Source organism: Kandleria vitulina DSM 20405 (assembly GCF_000702065.1).
Lineage (GTDB): Bacteria > Bacillota_I > Bacilli_A > Erysipelotrichales > Coprobacillaceae > Kandleria > Kandleria vitulina.
In genome coordinates this window covers 1-18,834 of the sequence record NZ_JNKN01000014.1, presented here as the reverse complement: position 1 = coordinate 18,834, position 18,834 = coordinate 1, and the positions used below count along the sequence as shown (strand labels likewise).

Genomic DNA, 18,834 nt, shown 5'->3' with positions numbered 1-18,834 from the left:
ACTTTACATAAGTTAAAAAATAAGTTAAATGATTTTCGAAATTCTCGCATAGATCGATTGTCAAAAAATAGTCAAATAATTTTATGCAACCATATGGTAGTTCTTGCTCCCCTACTTTGTTAATAGTTATAATAACTATAGAAAGGATGATTTTATATGATTAAAAGAAAGATTTTTAGATTATCTATAGTTATAATGATGTTATTCTCTATAACTCTCAATTCAAAAATAATTAGTGTTCATGCAACTTCTAAAACTGCTGATGAGGCTATTAATTGGGTGAAATCAAAGGTTGGACAAAAAGTAGGCACAGGTCAATGTGTAAGTTTAATTTGTTACTATTATGATTTTCTAGGTGTTTCACGTGTTCCTGGTAATGCAAAAGATTATGCAACAAATGCATTACCTAGTGGTTGGTCAAGAATAAAAGGTGCTGTTCCACAAAAGGGAGATATATTAGTTTATTCAGCAGGTCCAGGCGGATCATATGGTCATGTTGCAATTGCTGAATCTGCAAATATCAGTTATCATCAAAACTATAATAATGTGCAAATAGTACAAAAAAAGACTTTTGCATATAATAGCCCGAGCTATATAAATAATTATACACCTTATTGGGGTGTCATCCGTCCTAACTTCTCTTCAGGATCAACAGCTAAACCTTCTATAACAAATGTAAAAGTTACTGCTATATCTAGAGACGGATACACGGTTTCATGTACCGTTACAGGCGGCAATAAAATTAATAGAGTTCAGTTTCCAACTTGGACTGTTTATAAAGGTCAAGATGATTTAGCTTCTAACTGGTCTACAAATACATCAATAAGAGGTTCTCAAAGCGGAAATACTTGGACTTTCCGTGTAAAGGCGTCTGATCATAATAATGAAGAAGGATATTATTCTACACATATTTATGCTTATGATAATGCAGGAAATGTTGCATCATATCAGCCAGGAAGTCCATCTGCATATGTTGATAGAACAAATCCAACGGTATCAAACATTAAAATAAGTAATGTTTCTGAATCAGGGTATACAGTAAGTTGTACAGCTACTGATAGAAGTGGAATTGATCGAGTACAATTTCCTACTTGGACAAGCTATAATTTTCAGGATGATATTCAACCAAATTGGATGACAAATACTTCAGCAAGAGGAACAGTTAATGGCAACACATACAGTTACAGAGTAAATATTACCGATCATAAAAATGAATATGGAAACTACAATACTCACATTTACATCTATGATAAACAGGGAAATTGTACCTCAGCTACTGCTCCATCAACATACATTAATCCGAAAACTACAAAGAAATCTGATGGATGGACATATGCTCCAGTATTACCAACTTATGTAAATAAAAATCAATATACCATTGAGTATTTAAATAAAGAAGAAAAAATCTCGACGAGTTCTCCAGGGGCTAATTGGACTAATGCTGGTCTAGTAAAAACTGAATATGTAAATAGTGGTGGAACATATAGAAGCGATAATAAGCTAACTACATCTGAAACAAGAGTCCAGGTAGGATTTTATTATTTCCATTGGTGTGGGCCAACTGAAGGAATTTATTCAAACTATGAAAAAACAAGTAAATTTAATCATCGTGATGAAATTTCTACAAACATGACAGTCTTTAAAAGAGGAACAGATAATGGGCACGAATACGTATATTTGTATTGGCCTGGTACTACGAACTATGGAAAATGTATTCATGAATGTTGTGGTGACAGTAGCCATACTAGTCCTAGATCTTATGCATGGTACATTGGTTATATTTATCAAAATAAGAAAGCTGTTAATTATTATAAATTTACTAATTCAACAACTTGGTCATCTAATTCAAGTAATGCAATTCAAGTAAGATTTAAATTAAAAACTTCTCCTGTCATCTCATTTTCTAAAAAAAGAGCATCTATTCATGTAGAAAAAATATCAATCAGAAAAACTTCAGCCGGTAAAAAGAAGATCACTATTTCATGGAATAAAGCAAGTAATGCAAAAACATATAAAATTGCATATAAGCTAAAAAAATCAAAATCTTGGAAATACAAAACAACTAAAAAATTATCATTGGTTATCAAAAAACTAAAATCAAAAAAGAAATACCAGATTAAAGTATGTGGTGTTAATGGTAAAGTAAATGGAAACTGGTCAACTATAAAAACAGTTAAAGTAAAATAACACGAAAAAGATATGGGCCCACCCCATATCTTTTTTGTGTTATCTTTTTATGAGAAACAGCAAACCACTTTTGTAGCTACACCGTTCTTAACAACCAAAATGATATAGCACTCACCATAATCATTTTGTGCATCTTTTATAGAGTTTTTTATTTTTTTTAGTGATCCTTTTTTTACTGATTTTGGATTATATAGACGCATATGATTATCTACTTCAGCACTATAATATTTGATTTTCTTACTTAACTTAAATGTCTTTTTCTTACCTTTAGTCTTCCCTGTAAACAAACGATTCTTCTTATAGTAATCAATCGGACTTCTGACTTTTACAGTAAGCTTATTGCCTTTCTTCTTAAATACAGTCGTTTCTGATCCATAGAATCCATAATATACTGTTGTAGTCTTTGCATTAATGTTTGTTATTGCTATAGATATTATTGTAATAAAACATACTGCAATTGATACCAATCTCTTCATAATTCTTCTCCTCTCCTAAAACTCAAATGTAATGATCTTTCTTAATCATATTGTACTAAACTTACATATTTTTATCTAATAATTCAGTATATTCTAAAAAAATTATTCTATTGTTTAAATTACATATTAAAAATATATTTTTGAATGAGTTTAAAGATTAGAAGCTACTAAAAAAGTGGTTTATCAACCACTTTTTAAAGTTTACTATGTTTACGGAAGATAAAGACGGAAATTAAAGCCAAAAGAGAAATAGTAGCAAGGAGAATATACATAACAACATTTGTATCATCTCCTGTTTTTACATTATTATTAACAGATTTATTTGAAGAAACATAAAGAACACCAACAACGGACATATGAGCAAATTTTGCAGTAATTGTTTTATTTGCTAAATCAACAGATTCAGGTTTAACAATTGACCACTCTTCTGTCACTTTATCATAAACAAGAAGGTAGACATTCTTAGACATAAGATTATTAACTTCCCAAGTTATCATCATGTCAGTGTAGAACTTACCACTATCAGATCTGATTTCCTGTAATCTTGTTAATAATTTAAACTGTCCTAATGAATACTTTGTCGTATTATTAATTTTCTTTGAAGAGAATACTTTAGTTAAAGGTACACCCGAATTGATATCCTTGATTGTCGCGAGATTATTTCCTACCCCAGTAAAAGTATTTTTCAATCTAATAGTATCACCGGTAATTTTCTTTCCTCTTGAATAAGCAGAAATAACTCTTCCTCGTCTTTGAATACTATTAGCAGCTGTTACCGGTGTCGCTAGGAATGCAAGAGATAAAAACAAACATATAATTGTTTTGAAATATTTCATTTTTATGACCCCCTTAGTAACTATTTCAATATATCTTTATTTTACCTCTATTTTACTATTTTTTTCAATAGTAAATGAAAGCGTTTTAAAAAATATTTTTTCATTACTTTTTGATTCTTGAATTTATAATCTAAGTGCAACAAAAAAGTAACTCATAGAAAATCCGTTTTATAATGTGCTTGGGAATACAAATCATAAAGGAGGATTATTCTATGAGCCACTATAAACATCTTACACTAATTGAACGTGAATGTATAATGTATTAGGTCTTACTGTTACTGAAATAGCCAATATTTTAAATAGAGATAAATCTACCGTATCACGTGAATTACATAGAAACAGTATCGGTGAAGAATATCTTCCATACATAGCCCAGAAGCTTTATGAGAAAAGGGATCAGGTTTAACTGATCCCTTTAAAGTGGATTACAAGTTATAAACATTATTGTTTTTTCTTAAATTCTAAATACTTATTCAATGCATCCTCATAGGTACTATCTGGATTTTCGTCAAGCCATTTAATAAACTCTTCATCAAAGTTTTCACCAACATATTCTCTAAAGAAATCTCGGTTCTTATCTTCTAGTGTAAAGTTCTCTCCTAGCTTTTCACTGAAGTTGATTTCACTTATATCTGGCTCTTCATCTATGATAGGATCTATACGTCTTCCTGTCTTCAGATAATAGACGATGCGTTTTTCTAAATCTTCTTTTGTACCAATGGTTGATAAACCATGCATTTTGCAAAAGACAATGAGTTCTTTTTCATTTGGTAATTTTCTACGTAGAAATAGAAGATCACCGGTTAAATCCTTTGGCATTGAATGCCCCCTTTTCGTGAAGGACTTTACTTAATGTGATTAGAATTTCATTGTGTATTTCATTAAGACAATAAATATTAATACTGCTAATGAGAGAACTGCTGATAGAGTTAATTTCATTAGTTTTGTTTCATCACCTGTTTTTACAACTTTTATTGTTTTTGTAGGTGTTTCTTCTCCTTGATAAGTATTAGTGATTGTAAATCCATTTTTTGTATCTCCAGTTATTCTAGAAGAATAGTCTTCTACTTCTTCTTCATTAACTGAATAAGTGATTTCTTGTCCTTCTTCATCATACTTATCAAGATTTTCAAATGAGAACTGCCAGTTTAGTTTTTCTGATACAGTTGCACTTTGAACAACTTTTCCATTTGCGAGTAAGTTGACCGTAATTTCTTCTGGTCGTTTACCGCTCTGGTTATCTTTGTCGTTCCATACTTTCTTACCTTCTACAATAGTCTTTCCAGTTTTTGTATTAGTGAAGATAATACCACTTTCAATATCTCCTGTTTTTGATGAAGTATATCCTGCTACTTCTTTTTCTTCTACTGTATAAGTGATTTCTTTTCCATCCTGATATTTTTCAAGATCTTTGAAGGTATACTGCCAATCATTATCTTTTGATAATGTCTTAGTTTCTACTTCTTCTCCATTTGCATAAAGTATAATCTGTACTTCACTGGCTGCTTCACCTTTCCATATCTTAGTAACTGGAATGGATACCTTTCCTGAGATTGTGTTGGTAATTGTAAATCCATTTTCAGCACTGCCAGAAATACCTGTTGTATAGCCATTGATTTCTACTTCTTCAATAGTGTAGTTGACTTCATGACCATCTTTTTCATCATACTTATTGAGTTTCTCAAAAGTACCTTTCCAGTTATCTGATTCAGTAAGTGTCAAAGTCTTTCCACTATCCTTGCCATCTGCAAGTAATTTCACTGTGACAGAGTCAGTTGGTTTTCCTACCCATGTCTTAGTAACTGGAATATCGATTGTTTCAGTGTTTGTGTTCGTGATGATGAATCCACCGTTGCTGTCCTTTGTTACCTTTGAAGAATAGTTTTCAAGCTTATCTTCCTTGACTGTGTATTCAATTTCATTGCCTGATGTATCATATTGACGAACATCCTTGAATTCATCTTTCCAGTTATTATCCGCATTTAATACGACTGTCTTTCCTGTATCTTTTCCATCAGCATACAAATGTACAGTTATTGAATCTGCCTGTTTGCCTATCCATTTCTTTTCTACTGGAATATTGATTTTCAATGGTACATTGGTAACAGTTTGAATAGTAGCTTCTCCATCTTTTACTGTGACACTATACTCCTTTGAATCAAGTTCATAGCCTACCGGCGCAGTTATTTCTTTAATCTTATATTCACCAGCGACAAGCTTTTCAGAGACTGCTTCACCTTGTGCATCAGTTGTAAATTCGTATTCTTTGCCATCTGATACACGTGTAAGCTTGAATTTTGCCCCTGCTAATTTTGATTCATTATCATCCGCATCTACTTTTACAATCTTGATCTTATTGTTAAGATCTCCCTGACCTGTACCTGAAGATGAAGCATCCTTGTATGAGCTAGTTGTATGTTTTGTCTTTTCAGTAGTTTCTAATTCCACATTATTTCTAAGTCTCTTACCTGGTTCATAAGTTGTCTTATATTCAAGACGATACTGTTTGTTTCCTAAGTTGAGATCTTTTAGATTAATAGTGAACTCTGTATCATTGTTTTCAAATGTAACTCTATCGGTTAATGAGATAGGCTCTCCCCAATCAACAACGCCACCATTTTCATGGTATGTGACTTCCCACATCTTAAATGAATCTCGTATGTATTTCATACTACCGATATCATCATTATCTGCAGACAGCCTATCTGTAATAACAACATTTTCTAGATTGTTTTTCATATGATTAATACGCACAATCCATTGTACTGCATTTTCATCTGTATCGATGGCCTGTCCCCATTTAGCTACAAATTCATCATTAATACCAACTGGTCCAGAGACATTGACATTGGTTGTATAAGTGTTAGTACCTACCAATACTTTAAATGTGTTTTCTTCATTATGTGTTACATCAGAGAAAGTCGCTTGAAGGTTTAATGTTCCTTTAATATTTTGATGATTATTTACATAATCAGTAAAAGTCACTTTCACACTTCCACCATTCTTTTCTCCAGGACTGACAACTGCCTTAGCGACAACTGCTCCATCTGGTGACAATACATCAAAATGTGTAGCGCTATGTCCTACTGGGAACTTGAAGTTATCAGGAAGAGTGACATTAAAATAATCGCCTTCCTTGAGATCATCACCATAAGCACTTGCATCCCAAGTCAAGTGAAGTCTTAGCGTTTCATTGTAGGCATAGCTATCTTTTTCTTTCTCATAGTAATCTGTAATGGTAAAATCAGTAATCTTAATATCAGTCTTTTCTGTTGCATCAGCGGCCTTAGCAGCTGTCACATTTCCAATAGTCATCAATATCGCAATAAGTGAAACAAAAATAATTTTCAGCTTCTTATTCATAAATATTTCTCCTATTCTTTTTATTAATATTGCAGATGAATGATCTTTAAGTTGTTTACTCCTCCTTCCAGATTTTCATGCAATAAATGAAAAAAACGCATGAAAGCTGTTTCTTACTTATATATAACACAAGTATTTTGATATTAAAACTGTTTGACTTTCTTATAACCGAACTATTTTTGAAGCAAAAATTTATGTATCAAAATGTGACTTTTGCATAAAAAAGATGGAACATCTACAGATGTTCCATCAGATAATCTTTCTTGTCTTCATTGGATAATTGTTTTGTATTAATGAATTTCTCTTTGTTTTTATCTAGATATTCATTAACATCTTCAATGACACGAGCAGGAACGCCTACTGCAATTGAGCCATCAGGAATGTCTTTTGTGACAATGGATCCTACACCAATGATACAGTTGTTTCCAATGGATACCCCTGGCATAATAACTGCATTGGTACCAATATGGACATTGTCACCTACTTTAATTTTTCCAAAGAGATCGACATTCTTATATTTTCTATATTTATTTCTGATGACCCATACGCCACCATCATGAGTAACAAACTGAACACCCTCATTGATTCTCACATTGTTTCCTAAACTTATTAAATAGGGTTCCATAAAGTTTGCGGAAGGATAGATTTCACAGCCTTCTCCTATGTGAGCTCCTAATGAGCGTAAATACGATATTGGTCTTTTTCTCATTTGATATTTATTGATTATGCCTCTTATCACTCCCATGTATGATCTCCTTTATTATAATATATCATCACCTATATTATACATACTTAACGTCTTACAATAGTAAAATATAAAAAGGCATTATATGGCGACAGTCTTATACAAGTAAAATATATAAATAAATAAAAAAATACCGAATAAATCGGTATTTTTCGTTAAGCGTTAATCTTACTTACTGTTCTTCCTCTAAAGAGTGAATAGTTTGTGATATTAGATTCAATCATAGAAGCATCAGAGATCAATATATGATCTGTAGTCTGTAAGAAGTTTCCATATCCATAAAGATTGTTTCCAATAATACGCACTGACGTGTTTCCATTCCATACTTTTGAAGTGTTTTCATAGTTTGTATGCACTCCTGTTGTAGTGTAGGTATAGGCATAATAATGAACACTTCTGTTTGTAGCTTTATACAATAATGTTAAATCATATACTGCCACAACGTAATCTTTATCTGTAGATGATTTTAGAAGATACATGGAATGATATGTTGGTGTAACCTGCCATGTTGTACTATCAATCAAAGTGACCATCTGTTTCATTTTTTCATCCGCATCACTTTTCATCTTATTCGCAATTGTACTAGAGACCTTGCTGCCATCTTCAAATTTTTCACCTAAGCCTGATATAGTGATTTCTTTTTCTGCATTTGTCACTTTGACTTTGCATTCTTTTGCAAGAGATTCACTATATACAACTGTGACTTTGACTTTATCACCGTTTTTAATGGCCATATTTTTGCTTACTGAATATCTGATGCTATTGACAAATGTCTTTAATTTCTCATTTGATTTATCGTAGTCTACATTATTTCTTACATTGGAACTACTTAAAGTTGCCGTTCCAGATTCACCTGATAACTTTAATGAAACATTCTTGGCAAGATCAATTCTTGTATATCCAATGAAGTTGTTAAATCCCCAATAGACTAAACCAAGTATAAGAACTAATGAAAGAGCAATCGCAATAATGCCTTTGGTAGTCTTATAAAATGGCATATTGCCTTGTGGTGGAATATTTCCCCCATTATTGCTATAGGGATTCTGCTGATCATACTGATAAGCATTGTTCTGCTGAGAATTAGCATTGTAGCTTCCTGCCTGTGAAGCATTATAGCTACCATTAGAATTATTGTTAGAGTTAAACTGATTGTTATCCATACATTTTCCTCCATATCTGATTTTTCAATCATTTTCCATTTTACATGCAGAAAGTCGTATTATCGTAAAAAACAGAGCACCTTAAAAAATAAGCTTTGAATTTAAAAATACCAGCATTATTTTGCTGGTATTTTTAATGCCTATTAAACTGTTGGAATCGTGATTTCTACACGACGGTTTTTCTGCTTTCCTGCAGCGGTCTTGTTAGTAGCAATTGGTTTGCTTTCACCATATCCCTTTGTCGTAATTGTTGCACTTACTCCTTGAGATGCTAAATACTTCTTAACAGAATTTGCTCTATTTTCAGATAATGTCTGGTTGTGTGCTTCGCTCGCATCTGAATCCGTGTGGCCATCAATCTGGAAAGATTTGATGTCCGCCTTCTTTAAAATACCAGCTAAATCATTCAGCACTTTTTGAGCATCCTTGCGGATATTGTACTTATCTACATCAAAAAGTACACCTGCATCCAATGTGATCTTAATAGAATTTGCTTCTACTGCAGGAATGGCTGGAACAACCTTTAACTTAGGAAGCTTGCCATATGCATCTAAAGGATCCGCCTTCACTTTCTTTGTTTCACTTCCTAATGTGATAGTAGCTATTCCTTGTCCATCATTTTTAATGATTAATGATTTACTTGAATCAGTATAAGAACCTGTTCCATCACCATTATTCATGATAACTATATCTCCATGCTTATAGATAGCCTTATCACCTACTACTGTAATTGACTGATCCTTTTCTTCATTCTTGTATGATCCCTCACCAGTACTTGTTACCTGCAAAGAAATCCCATCTTTTTCATTATTGAACTGGCCAGAACCATCACTGATCACCTGCATAGTGATTTTATTTTTTGTATCAGAATACTGACCTGATCCATCTGGTGCCCTTTGAATAGTAACTGTTCCATCAGTGTACTGACCAGCACCGCTGCCATCAGTCTGTACTGACTTCTCATCATCACTATACTGGCCTTCACCATCTTCTCCTGTCTGTACTGTGGCACTACCAGAAGTCACCTGTCCATTCTTAATTCGTACAGGTGTTACAGTAATACCTTCAACAGAAGAAAGAGACTTTGTCATATCAAGAGTAATCTTCGCATCAGTACTTTCAACCAATCCTAAGCCCTTAATCTCAGGAATTGGGATTTCTGGAATCACACCTAACTTATAACCACTGACAATAAACTTATCATCTGCACTCTTAGAGGCAGTCGTACTGCTTGAACTTTTCTTCTTGGAATTACTAGAAGAACTTCCACAAGCCGTTAAAAACAAAAGACAACTAACTACAACTAAAAACATTTTTTTATTCATAGATCATTCTCCTTTTTCATAATGTCCCCACTATAACAAAATATTCTTTGAATATCAACGTAATTTCAATTTATCTAAAAAAGAAATAAATATTGTAATTTACACGTTAATTTCATTGTTTTTAATGACATACAAATAAGCAAAAAAGGACATGTTTCATGTCCTTTATTGAGATTTCAATTTCATTAAAATACGTTTCTTGAAGTTCATTAATTTATTTTCTTTATTGTTGGTAATAAGAACACCAATAAAAATCATGGCGATAGAGACACCTACACAAAATCCCTGAACAAATTCAAATATTGGACTTGGATCTGATGGTTCAATAAATAGTGAAATAAGATAAAACACATCAAGTATTAACGCTAAAATAAACCACACATGAATACGTCTCATATTTTTTATTGTTTCTTCATTCATATAATCCGCAACCTTTAAAACAGTTTCCTCTGTCTCTTTATTCATATGATCTCTTCTCCTTTCACCATCCAAAAGTTCACGAATATCCACTTCATAAAAATCAGCTAACTCTAAAAGAATATCTAAATCTGGCATATTGTTTCCTGTTTCCCAGCGAGAAACACTGCGACGAGAAACACCTACCTGACAAGCAAGCTCTTCTTGTGTAAGTGATTTTTCTTTTCTTAAAGTCTTTAAAAATAACCCAATCTTTTTTTGATCCATTGTTTATCTCCTTTCGCTTATACTTTATCTATTTCTCAATAACAATAACAGGACATATTACACGCATTATAGCATGAGACATCATTGTCTCATACAATAAAAGATGTAGCAGTCTGTGACTGCCACATCTTATTGGTGTTTGATCTTTAGTTTTGAAGAAATGAATGGAAGTACCATATATATCATGAAATAAACAACGATACCGATCGTAAATACGAACAATAAAATATTCAAGAAATATTCATATTTAAATTCCATTATACTTACAACCCATGCAATAAGAATATAGCCAAAATAGAGAATAAGCATAGCTAGGATTTCCTGAGATCTTTTGCTAATTTTTCCATGAGTTGTATTTCTTTGATCTGGATAAACAAATAGTATATCTAAAAAATAATCTTTAAATTTATAGGTTACTTTAGCTACTAATAATGCCAATAAAACGCCTGTCATGTTTAAGATGATATCATCAATGTCTACCATATGACTTGGTATTCTTGTGATAATATTTGTCATCATTTGTGTGAATTCTATTCCTATATCAATAATAAGACAAGTTATAAATACTTTTTTCACGGACATATCTTTTAATATTCTCATGCTATAGGCAAGCGGGAATAAAAAAAGAATGTTTCCAACATTCTGAAAGATTTGATACTACAAGAAGATCTAAGGATAGTTATCTAAAACAATAAGAAAGCTTATTTATAAAGCAATAAAAAATAATTCTTGTATACGATGGAAACTACTATCACATCCTTACACCATCTGTTTTTATCTTTAGATAATTAAAGACTTTACAAAAAAGGAGTTTTATATGTCATAGATTAATAGGCTTGCATTCTATTTTCTATTCTACTAATTATATAATAAGCAATTTGATGCTTCTTGTACCATTTAAAGTAAACGTGACAGTCTTATGACTGTCACGTTTTATCTCATACTGAATTTATTTAATTCTTCCATCATAGCTTTTCTATTTTTGTACATCTGTTTCCAGCTCGCAATAATTCTCATAACTGTATCTTCACTTTGATCTAATGTCTTTAGTCTTTCAAGTTGTTCTATTAATTCCACATATCGATCTCTACCTCGTACTAGATAAGCCATACGGTTTAATGTATCTTCATATATGTTCATAACTTCATCATGATAATTCTTCTGTAAGATTGATGCATATTCATTAATAAGAGAAAAATCTTCTGAATCTTTAATAACCTTGATAAGACGTTCATACAGTTTCTCTTCTGCGTATAGATGTGCTATTCCTGAATAATCATGAAGATCTAAGAATATATCTTCTCTTATATCTATCCACTCTTCAGGAGAATACTGATTCTTTAATTCCTTATAATACCTAATATCTCCGGCAGTATATTTCGTAATAAGATCATATAATTCTTTCTTATAAGCTTCTTTGTTAGATTGTGATAAGAAGATTTCTTTTTTCATATCACTATATTCTATTAAACTTAATTTATCATCTTTTTCTAAGTTCATACATTCATCTAATAATGGCAGTAAATGGTCATAAACCTTTAACTCTTTACAATAGTGAAGGAATTCATCTCTTATTTTCTTAATATCCCAATATGTTCTACAGAACTTTTCAATCTCATCTATTGAGACATGGCATTCTTCAATAATATGTATATAGGTAATAGTCCATTTAAGATAATATAAAAAGTTAGAATGAAAACGATTTAATGCTGGTGGAAATGTTGCGACCTTTTGTTTAAGAAATTCAGCTTTTCTATAAAGATATTCATCTTCATAGAAATTATTAAATACTATATCATATAGAAAATCTTCTGCTTCATCACGTGCATCATCTAATTCTTGAATTGCCCATGTAAATATACTATCTTTTAGATCTTCATCCGCAACTTCGATGATTTTTTCAAGATATTCTAATAACTCATCATATATAAAGAAGTCAGTATCATCTCTAAAAATAATCGCATATATTTTTTCATATATGTATTTTATAAAAGAGAAAGCTTCATCATAATGTTTATACTCTATTAATTTGAAAGCATCATCAACAGTGAATTCTGTTTCCTCAACGAATTCTGGCATGTAATAATCTTGAATTTGATCATCATAACTAGAATAATGTTCAAACACTTCATTAAAGCGTTCTATATATGGCTTTATACTTATATGTTTTTCATAATATCCTGTTAGAATATAAAAATTATTTTGTAGTCTGGAATCATTTAGTAGTATTTGTGCAAGGTAATCTTTTATTGTATGGTCATCTACTTCATCAAGATACTTGCGTATATCATTATAATTGTCTTCTTTCAAATGGCCTTTGCTATAGTGAAATAAGACTGCTGCCATGTGTTTACAGTTATAACCTCTTTTGGCATATGGACAGTTACATTCCATATCTTTTATTTTATTATTATCTAAATAAATATTAACTTTATAAACATTTTCTCCTATAACAGTAGAAGAAATTTGATCATCAGATATTTCCAAATTATTTACACGACCTTTTAAATAATAATCATAACCTCTCCCTAGAATCTGAGGAGCAAATAGTTTTTTCCAATCCATACTTTTCTCCTTTCGCCTTATACATTAGTTTACTAGAGAGAGTAAATATTGTCTAATAAAGCTAATAATTTAAGTTCATAACTATTTATAGAAATCAAAGTATTTTTCTAAACATTTGATGTAATCAAATTACTTAGTAGTTCTTCCGCAAATGATGGATCGTTAAGTTTATAAGCAAGTTCAAGTTTATCCTGGTATCCAAAGAACGAACTATTGCTTAGCCAAATTATCTTTTTATCTATAATGACTAGATTGGATGGATGTAATGTATGTCTTAAATGAACTCCTAGTGAGTGTAAATATGAAATAATTTCTTTTGTTAGTTCTATATCAGTAAAAAGGTGAACATGAATTCCTTTCATAACCAACCCTTCTATCATTTTATAGTATGATTTAATTCTGGAAAGATAGATAGTATTACAAGAAATGACGATTTCATTATGAGCAGCACATATATTATTGATCATGTTTTTCTGATATTCTTCATATTCATAAAGATAACGTTCAAGTGAAATGATTTTATTATTGTTAATTTGAATATCATATCCTTCACTTCTATAGACCTTTAATCTATTCTGATACATTCGTTTTAACATTTCTACATGTCGATCTACATAGTCATAGACTTTAATGACTTCTTTTCCTTCATGATTACGATGAAGTCTACCTATATACTGACTTGTTCTCCCTTTCCATGAGAATGGAGACGCCATGAACATTGTTTCTAGACTTGGTAGATCAAATCCTTCTCCTATCAACTTGTAGGAAGCAAGAAGAATATAGTTTTCATCTTTTAATCGATTAACTGTTTCGATGATTCTATTTTTCTCTCTTACTTTTGTTTTACCTGTTAATAAGAATGAATTTATTGTAATATGTTTTATCCGTTCATAAAGGTAATCCAAGTGTTCAATACGATCTGATAATACAATGATATTTCTTGATTTATTGTATTCATGGATAACATCTTGAATAATTTCATTGTTTCTTTTTTGATTGTTTACTAGTTTTTTTACAATATTAGTAAAGTCATGATCTTCATCGAGATAAGTAAATGTGGTATATCTAGGAATGAGAATCTGTTTGAAATGCCTTAATGTTTTAATGACTTCAAACGGTACTTCGCTTACGATTCTTCCTAGATACATGCTTACAATTTTATCTAGTCCATCTTGTCTTTCAGGTGTTGCGGTAAAGGAATAAATGTTTTTTGCAGGAATATTCTTTAATGTTTCTCTGTATGTCGTACTTGCACTATGATGTCCTTCATCAATTATGACTAATCCATATCTTTCAAATATCTCTTTGTCTTTTAAATGACTTAATGATTGCACTAAAGCAATATCAATATTGCCAAACATTTTCTTTTTTGATCCGGAATATTCTCCAATAAACTGATTTCTTTTTTTGTCTTTATCAGGATAATCAAGGAAGTCATTGATTCTCTTTTTCCATTGTTTGGCAAGTTCTGTATTACCTAAAATTATCAATGTAGAAACTTTTAGTTGAGCAACGATGTTTAATGCCATCACGGTCTTACCAGACCCAGTAGGCGCTTTAATAACGCCTATAGAATGCTTCAAAGCATTCGTGATGGCTTCTTGTTGATAGGAATAAAGTTTTCCAATAAAAGAAACGTCAATAGGATGTCCTATAGAGATATGATCATCATAAATAATATTTGTATGTTCTTCTATAATTTCATCTAACGCTCTTGGAAGATAAATATAATTTTCAGTTTCTTCATACTCACTAAGAATGGCACTAACTCCATTTCCTTTCCACAAAGGTTCATGATTTCTTTGTTTTCTAAAGTATTCAGGGTTCCACATAGAAGATATTTTTCTTAAAAATTGAATTGTATGAGAACTAAGTCCTTTCTTTTCTATTTTGAGAATACCTGTTCTCTTGATATGTATTGTATTAAGATTATTTGTATCGATATCAAGATTTTCTAAGGTCATTTCTTTGTTTTGATTAATATAGTTCTCAATAGTCTTTGTAAATATTTTTTTGATTGTACTTAAATAGTAGAATTGTTTAGTAATCTTCTGATTATATTCGTTAATAAAAACAGCATTACCTTTCATGAGAGCATCAAATGCAAAAGGCAAGGCAATAAGATTTCCAAACCCTCCCTCGGGCATTGTATCCTGAGCAGGAAATAAGCGATCATATGATTCATAAGTGATATCTTTATTAATCCTCATCGCTTCATTAAGAAGAGTACGTCCAAACATTCTAGCCATATATGCGGGGATCGGTTCTTGAAAGAAAAACCATAGATGCCCACCATTACCAGAAAACGAACGCTCCATGGCGCTATCGATACCATAGCGTTTGGCCAGTCGATAGACTGAAAGCATGGCACTGAACCAATCGTCTTCATCAAAGTCAATGGCAAGGAGGAAACAAGTATTATCCTTCAACAATGGATACAAGCCTATTCTTTTATGAGATGTTGATATATGATCCAATAGAACGAAATCTGTTAATGATGAAAAATTTTGATTACTACATTTACGACACCACTTGCTGCCATTCTTTTTTCTTTTACATAATCTACCGCTTATTCTATTTTTGCAGGCTGGAAAAAATGTTTCTTTATAGTTTAAAGCATAAACATCTTCTCTTCCTTTAAAGAGATTTTTATAGATTCTTAGTTTATCTTCTTTATGATAGAATGGAATTTCTTCTGTATTAATAAGATTATGTTCTATAAGTATTCTTTTATATTTCTCATTTTCTCTTTTTAATTTTCTATTTTCTTCTTGCAAGCGTTCTATCTGATTCATCTATTTCATCTCCTTCTTTATTTATTATATCTTTAAAAAAAACCAATCTTTTTTTGATCCATTGTTTATCTCCTTTCGCTTATACTTTATCTATTTCTCAATAACAAAAACAGGACATATTACACGCATTATAGCATGAGACATCATTGTCTCATACAATAAAAGATGTAGCAGTCTGTGACTGCCACATCTTATTGGTGTTTGATCTTTAGTTTTGAAGAAATGAATGGAAGTACCATATATATCATGAAATAAACAACGATACCGATCGTAAATACGAACAATAAAATATTCAAGAAATATTCATATTTAAATTCCATTATACTTACAACCCATGCAATAAGAATATAGCCAAAATAGAGAATAAGCATAGCTAGGATTTCCTGAGATCTTTTGCTAATTTTTCCATGAGTTATATTTTGATGATCTGGATAAACAAATAGTATATCTAAGAAATAATCTTTAAATTTATAGGTTACTTTAGCTACTAATAATGCCAATACAACGCCTGTCATGTTTAAGATGATATCATCAATGTTTACCCAATGACTTGGTATTCTTGTGATAATATTTGTCATCATTTGTATGAATTCAATTCCTACATTAATAATAAGACAAGTAATAAATACTTTTTTTGCGGACATATCTTTTAATATTCTCATGCTATAGGCAAGCGGGAATAATAAAAGAATACTTCCTATAATCTGAATAGTTGGATATTCCCATGTCCCTGCTCCTTCATACGTTGATCTTATTGAAAAGAATGGTATGAATTGAAAAAATGAATATCCCCTACTCTCTTTGATTATATCTTGTAACATCTCTCCTGTTGCAACTTTAAAGCCAAAAATTGCAGTATTAAACAAGATAAGAAAATAATAAGTCATAATTGCTTTAGTAAATAGTGAATACTTTGCTATTCCTTTCTTCTTGCGATAGAAATGAATAGCAGTGACGATTATCATCAAAAAAACATAACAGTTAAAAATACCTTCAATCGATGAAATTCCAATTAATCTGTACATAATAGTTTTTCTTAGTTGTTACAAATAGCTAACAAAAACCTAAAATACTTTCTCTTTGTAACATGCTCCTTTCCCAATATTTTTTTATTATATATATCTATTATAATATATAATTATAAAATTTGATATATTTATCGAATTGAAAATAAAAAATAGTGCTATTTCACTTTAATTTTTTGTTTTGAAGAAAAAAATTGAGGTGCAATAAATATCAAGAAATAAAGAATGATAATGATTGTAAATGCTAATAAGACCATCAACAAGAAAGGTTTAGATATAAAATCCATTATACTTATAACCCACGCAATAAAAAGATAACCACAATAGATGATAAGCATTGTTAAGAATATCTGAGATCTTTTGCTGATTTTTCCATGAGTTGTATTTCTTTGATCTGGATAAACAAATAGTATATCTAAGAAATAATCTTTAAATTTATAGGTTACTTTAGCTACTAATAATGCCAATACAACACCTGTCATATTTAAGATGATATCATCAATGTCTACCATATGACTTGGTATTCTTGTGATAATATTTGTCATCATTTGTATGAATTCTATTCCTATATCAACAATAAGACAAGTTATAAATACTTTTTTTGCGGACATATCTTTTAATATTCTCATGCTATAGGCAAGCGGGAATAGTAAAAGAATGTTTCCAACATTCTGAATAACCGCAAATTCCCACAATTGCGGTTCAATAAATGCTGTTTTGATTGAATAAAAAGGTATGAATTGGAAAAATGAATATCCCCTACTCTCTTTGATTATTTCTTGTAACATCTCTCCTGTTGCAACTTCAAAGCCAAGAATAGCGGTATCAATCAATAAAAGAAAATAGAAAGTCAGAATTGCTTTAGTAAATAGTGAATACTTTGCTTTCCCTTTCTTCTTACGATAGAAATGAATAGCAGTAACAAATATCATTACGAAAATAAAATAGATGAAAACATCCACAATAGGGATTTTAATTAACATGTGCATTATACTTTTTTAGTTGTTACAAATAGCCAACAAAACTAAAAGACTTTCTCTTTGTAACATTATCCTTTCATAATATTTTTCTATTATATATAGTTTAATATAAATTATTATGAAATTTAATATATTTATCGAATTAAAAATAAAAACATGGCAGTCTTAGACTGTCATATCTTTATTAGTCTTGATAATCATCCGGAAAACATAATCCAAAATTTGTATGTCTCTCTAATGAATGTAAATCTTTCTGAATGTAGTCCCATGATTCTCTATAGTCTGATTTCACTACAAAATCTGACTCTTGTATAAACTTTATAAATGCGGGAATATTCTTAGAATACTTCTTTGCGAATTGATAAGCATCCTCTTCTTTTTCATCATCCGTAGAGTTTAACTTATTGTACAGAGCGTGGTCTAAATTACATGACATTTGACACTCCACACGACTAAAGTCGTGGGATTCTTGCTTCAACCACTACTGCGTTCCTAACAAGTCACCTTGTCGGCTCGTCTTACACAATGTCCACAAGCGTAAATTTCCGTATGTCCTACGGTATTTTTATATGTTAGGCTACCGAAAGCCCTTTGTTCAAGATATTTATACTCGCATTAGTGTCTCTATCGTGCCTTGTGTGGCATTTAGGGCACTCCCATTCTCTAACAGAGAGGTTCTTTACAAGTGGATTT

The 18,834-nt window shown here is 31.0% G+C and carries 16 protein-coding genes; 2 read left to right on the top strand and 14 right to left on the bottom strand.

Annotation, left to right across the window (positions count from 1 at the left end; translation table 11 throughout):
- Positions 1-156 precede the first annotated feature (156 nt).
- On the top strand, positions 157-2,187 hold the full coding sequence (locus tag T513_RS0104900) for a GBS Bsp-like repeat-containing protein (RefSeq protein WP_031589213.1): 2,031 nt from the start codon (positions 157-159) through the stop codon (positions 2,185-2,187).
- 47 nt (positions 2,188-2,234) lie between these two features.
- Here T513_RS0104900 and T513_RS0104895 read toward each other — a convergent pair whose 3' ends face one another.
- Together T513_RS0104895 and T513_RS0104890 are read right to left on the bottom strand one after the other, a co-directional pair.
- Positions 2,235-2,663 carry a hypothetical protein gene (locus tag T513_RS0104895; protein WP_031589212.1) on the bottom strand — a complete coding sequence of 143 codons (429 nt, stop codon included), beginning with the start codon at positions 2,661-2,663 and terminating at the stop codon, positions 2,235-2,237.
- A gap of 194 nt (positions 2,664-2,857) precedes the next feature.
- Positions 2,858-3,499 (bottom strand): hypothetical protein, encoded by a 642-nt coding sequence (locus tag T513_RS0104890; protein WP_031589211.1) that lies wholly within the window; start codon positions 3,497-3,499, stop codon positions 2,858-2,860.
- A gap of 250 nt (positions 3,500-3,749) precedes the next feature.
- Between T513_RS0104890 and T513_RS11955 the strand changes: the two genes are divergently transcribed.
- Positions 3,750-3,905: a helix-turn-helix domain-containing protein gene (locus tag T513_RS11955; protein ID WP_080703115.1), complete on the top strand. Its 156-nt coding sequence runs from the start codon at positions 3,750-3,752 to the stop codon at positions 3,903-3,905.
- A 35-nt stretch (positions 3,906-3,940) separates the two neighbouring features.
- Here the strand turns inward: T513_RS11955 and T513_RS0104885 are convergent, their stop codons facing one another.
- The 12 genes from T513_RS0104885 to T513_RS11950 all read right to left on the bottom strand — a co-directional run.
- A complete protein-coding gene (locus T513_RS0104885) occupies positions 3,941-4,318 on the bottom strand; it encodes an SAP domain-containing protein (RefSeq protein ID WP_031589210.1) in 378 nt (125 codons plus the stop codon).
- A gap of 39 nt (positions 4,319-4,357) precedes the next feature.
- Positions 4,358-6,862, bottom strand: a complete 2,505-nt coding sequence (locus tag T513_RS0104880) for a Cna B-type domain-containing protein (RefSeq protein ID WP_051654399.1) — start codon at positions 6,860-6,862, stop codon at positions 4,358-4,360.
- Positions 6,863-7,097: 235 nt separating this feature from the next.
- Positions 7,098-7,607 (bottom strand): acyltransferase, encoded by a 510-nt coding sequence (locus T513_RS0104875; RefSeq protein WP_051654398.1) that lies wholly within the window; start codon positions 7,605-7,607, stop codon positions 7,098-7,100.
- Positions 7,608-7,762: 155 nt separating this feature from the next.
- The gene (locus tag T513_RS0104870; RefSeq protein ID WP_031589205.1) at positions 7,763-8,767 is read right to left on the bottom strand and encodes a hypothetical protein; all 1,005 of its coding nucleotides are present in this window, start codon (positions 8,765-8,767) and stop codon (positions 7,763-7,765) included.
- 143 nt (positions 8,768-8,910) lie between these two features.
- Positions 8,911-10,092, bottom strand: a complete 1,182-nt coding sequence (locus tag T513_RS0104865) for an OmpA family protein (RefSeq protein WP_031589204.1) — start codon at positions 10,090-10,092, stop codon at positions 8,911-8,913.
- A gap of 165 nt (positions 10,093-10,257) precedes the next feature.
- Positions 10,258-10,776, bottom strand: a complete 519-nt coding sequence (locus T513_RS0104860; protein ID WP_031589203.1) for a helix-turn-helix domain-containing protein — start codon at positions 10,774-10,776, stop codon at positions 10,258-10,260.
- 129 nt (positions 10,777-10,905) lie between these two features.
- Positions 10,906-11,427, bottom strand: coding sequence for a VanZ family protein (locus T513_RS0104855; RefSeq protein ID WP_338010439.1), 522 nt, complete (start codon positions 11,425-11,427; stop codon positions 10,906-10,908).
- A 282-nt stretch (positions 11,428-11,709) separates the two neighbouring features.
- On the bottom strand, positions 11,710-13,341 hold the full coding sequence (locus tag T513_RS0104850) for an SWIM zinc finger family protein (RefSeq protein ID WP_031589201.1): 1,632 nt from the start codon (positions 13,339-13,341) through the stop codon (positions 11,710-11,712).
- A 107-nt stretch (positions 13,342-13,448) separates the two neighbouring features.
- Positions 13,449-16,136, bottom strand: a complete 2,688-nt coding sequence (locus tag T513_RS0104845; RefSeq protein ID WP_031589200.1) for a TOTE conflict system archaeo-eukaryotic primase domain-containing protein — start codon at positions 16,134-16,136, stop codon at positions 13,449-13,451.
- 191 nt (positions 16,137-16,327) lie between these two features.
- On the bottom strand, positions 16,328-17,161 hold the full coding sequence (locus tag T513_RS0104840) for a VanZ family protein (RefSeq protein ID WP_031589199.1): 834 nt from the start codon (positions 17,159-17,161) through the stop codon (positions 16,328-16,330).
- A 158-nt stretch (positions 17,162-17,319) separates the two neighbouring features.
- Entirely contained in the window at positions 17,320-18,144 is an 825-nt protein-coding gene (locus T513_RS0104835; RefSeq protein ID WP_031589198.1) for a VanZ family protein, read from the bottom strand.
- Between the two features lie 569 nt (positions 18,145-18,713).
- A partial coding sequence (locus tag T513_RS11950) for a zinc ribbon domain-containing protein (RefSeq protein WP_155266069.1) occupies positions 18,714-18,834 on the bottom strand: 121 nt, incomplete at its 5' end.